We start from the raw sequence: 2,925 nt of genomic DNA on the forward strand, positions 1-2,925 counted from the left end.
CGCCTACACCGACCTCGCCTCCACCAAGAGCGGCCTGCAGCGGGCGCTCGGTCAAGCCGGGGCGGACCCGGCGAGCTTCGTCGGCGGGCACCCGCTGGCGGGCAGCGAACGCTCCGGCCCGACCGCGGCCCGCGGTGACCTGTTCGAGGGCCGGCCCTGGGTGCTGACCCCCTCCGCCGCAAGCGACGCCGGCGCGGTCGCCGCCGTCGAGGAGCTCGTCCGGCTCTGCCGGGCCGTCGCGGTCGTGATGGACCCCGACGCCCACGACCGCGCGGTCGCGCTGGTCTCGCACGCCCCGCAGGTTCTGGCCAGCCTGGTCGGCGCCCGGCTGGTCGACGCCCCGGAGGACGCGGTCCAGTTGGCCGGGCAGGGCGTCCGGGACGTCACCCGGATCGCCGCGTCCGATCCGGCCCTGTGGACCGAGATCCTCGGCGGCAACGCCGGTGCGGTCGCCGACGTCCTCGACGGCCTGGCCCGCGACCTCGACGCGGTACGCAAAGCGTTGCGGGCGGGGGAAACGAGCCAGGTCACCGCGGCCCTGCGAGCCGGCAACACCGGCCGCGCCCGGCTGCCCGGTAAGCACGGCGGCGAGGCCGCGAAGTACACCGTCGTCCCGGTGCTGGTCCCGGACCGGCCACGCGAGCTGGCCCGGCTGCTCACCGACGTCGGTGACGCCGACTTCAACATCGAGGACCTGCAGATCGAGCACTCGCCCGGACAGCCGGTCGGCCTGGCCAAGATCGCGGTGCGCCCCGACCGCGCCGAGCCCCTGGTCGCCGAGCTGCGTTCCCGCGGGTGGACCGTGCACTGGTAGCCCCCGGCCCGTCGCCGGCGCGCACCGCGCTCGCCGCGCTGTGCGTCACGCAGGTCACCAGTTGGGGCGTGCTGTTCTACGCGTTCACGGTGCTCCTGCCGCGGATCTCCGATGAGCCGGACTGGACCGCGAGTGAGGCGGCCGCCTGCTTCTCCGGCGCCCTGCTGATCTCGGCGCTGGTCGGCATCCGGGTCGGCAAGGTCATCGACCGGCAGGGCCCGCGGGTGGTGATGACGGCCGGATCCGTCGTCGCGGTCCTCGCGACGCTGGCGATTGCGGCGGCACCCAATCTGGCCGCGTTCGCCGCCGCCTGGGTCTTGGCCGGCCTGGCCATGGCGGCAACGTTCTACCTGCCGGCCTTCGCCTCGCTGACCCGTTGGTACGGCGAGCGGCGGGTCTGGGCGCTGACCACGCTCACGCTGGCCGGCGGGCTCTCCTCGCTGATCTTCGCCCCCCTCACCGCCGTGTTCGCCGACGCCTGGGGCTGGCGCGGTGCCTACGTCGCCCTGGCCATCGTGCTCGCCGTGGTGACGATCCCGCTGCACTGGTTCGCCCTCGCCGCGCCCTGGCCCGAACCGCCGGCACCTGCACCGAACGACCTCCCCGCGCCGTCGCCGCCCGCCGTCACGTTCGTCTTGTTGGCCGCAGCGCTGACGCTGTCGGCGCTCGGTGTTCACGGCGTTCTCGTCGCAGCCGTACCGCTGCTCGAGGAGCGCGGCATGGACCCGACCACGGCTGCGTGGGCGCTCGGCCTCGGCGGGCTCGGCCAGACCCTGGGGCGCCTGCTCTACGGCACCCTGTCCCGGCGGGTCGGTGTCACCTCCCGCACCGTGGCCCTCGTCGGCGCCGGCGGGATCACCACCCTCCTGCTCGGCCTGGTCCCCGGGCCGGCGGCGTTGTTGATCGTGCTGTCCATGCTGGCCGGTATGGTCCGCGGCAATCTGACGCTGCTTCAGGCGACCGCGGTGCCGGACCGGTGGGGCCACGCCAACTACGGCCACCGCTCCGCGGTGCTGTCCGCGCCGGTGATGGTGGCCACGGCGCTGGCCCCGTTCCTCGTCACCTTCGCCGCCGCCCGCTTCGGCGGGTACCCGGAGGTGTTTCTGCTGCTCGCGGCCGTTTCCGGCGTCGCGACCGCATTGGCCCTGGCCACAGGGCCACGCAGGTAGAACGGAGGTAGAATCGACGTCCGTGGAGACAGCGCCGATCGTTCTCGCGATGGACGGGCCCTCGGGGTCCGGTAAGTCCAGCGTCTCCCGTGAGGTCGCCTCGACCCTCGGCTTCCGCTACCTGGACACCGGCGCGATGTACCGCGCCCTGACCTGGTGGATGCTGCGCGAGGGCGTCGACGTGGAGGACGCCGCCGCCGTCGCCGCCCTGGCCGGCAAGGCCGAGCTCAGCATCGGCACCGACCCGCTGTCCGCGCAGGTCAAGGTCAACGGCACCGACGTCTCCCTGCCCATCCGCGGGCGCGAGGTCACCGGCGCGGTCAGCGCGGTCAGCGCCGTGCCCGCCGTGCGGACCCGTCTGGTCGGGATGCAGCAGCAGATCATCGCCGCGACCCTCGCGGCCGGCGCCGGCATCGTGGTCGAGGGCCGCGACATCGGCACCGTGGTCGCCCCGGACGCGCCGGTGAAGATGTTCCTCACCGCCACCGCCGACGCGCGCGCCACCCGGCGCACGCAGGAGATCCTGCACACCGGCGAGAACGCCACCGTGCACGAGATGCACATCGACATGGCCCGCCGGGACAACCTCGACTCCTCCCGCGCCGCCTCACCGCTCGCCCAGGCCGCCGACTCCGTGCTGCTCGACACGACTCAGCTGGACAAGAACGGCGTGGTCGCCGCGGTCCTGGAGCAGGTGCGACGAACCGTCCTCGTCAGCGGCACGCCCTAGCGGCCATGGCGGCGCCGGTGCGGATCTGTCTGCTCGGGAGTCTGCGCGTCCACCTCGACGACCGCGTGGTCGAGGAGCATGCCTGGCCCGGCCGCAGGCCGGCTGAACTCGTCGCCCTGCTCGCCCTGGCGGAGCGCCGGGCCCTGCTGCGCGACCAGGTCCTCGAAGCGCTCTGGCCGCATCTGGACCCGGAGGCCGCGGCCGCCCAGCTG

Annotated in this window: 3 protein-coding genes and 1 pseudogene; all 4 read left to right on the forward strand. The window is 74.2% G+C overall.

The annotated features are described in order from the left end of the window. Positions 1 to 814, forward strand: an 814-nt coding sequence (locus H0X00_RS23095; RefSeq protein WP_293775154.1) for a prephenate dehydrogenase, incomplete at its 5' end; no start/stop codon positions are given. Next, on the forward strand, positions 796 to 1,983 hold the full coding sequence (locus tag H0X00_RS23100; protein WP_293775155.1) for an MFS transporter: 1,188 nt from the start codon (positions 796 to 798) through the stop codon (positions 1,981 to 1,983). The genes H0X00_RS23095 and H0X00_RS23100, both read left to right, overlap by 19 nt. Positions 1,984 to 2,032: 49 nt before the next feature. Next, positions 2,033 to 2,713 carry a (d)CMP kinase gene (gene cmk / locus H0X00_RS23105; RefSeq protein ID WP_367186750.1) on the forward strand — a complete coding sequence of 227 codons (681 nt, stop codon included), beginning with the start codon at positions 2,033 to 2,035 and terminating at the stop codon, positions 2,711 to 2,713. 5 nt (positions 2,714 to 2,718) lie between these two features. Beyond that, a pseudogene (locus tag H0X00_RS23110) lies at positions 2,719 to 2,925 on the forward strand (SARP family transcriptional regulator); the annotation flags it as partial.

The organism is Sporichthya sp. (genome assembly GCF_013815995.1).
Lineage (GTDB): Bacteria > Actinomycetota > Actinomycetes > Sporichthyales > Sporichthyaceae > Sporichthya.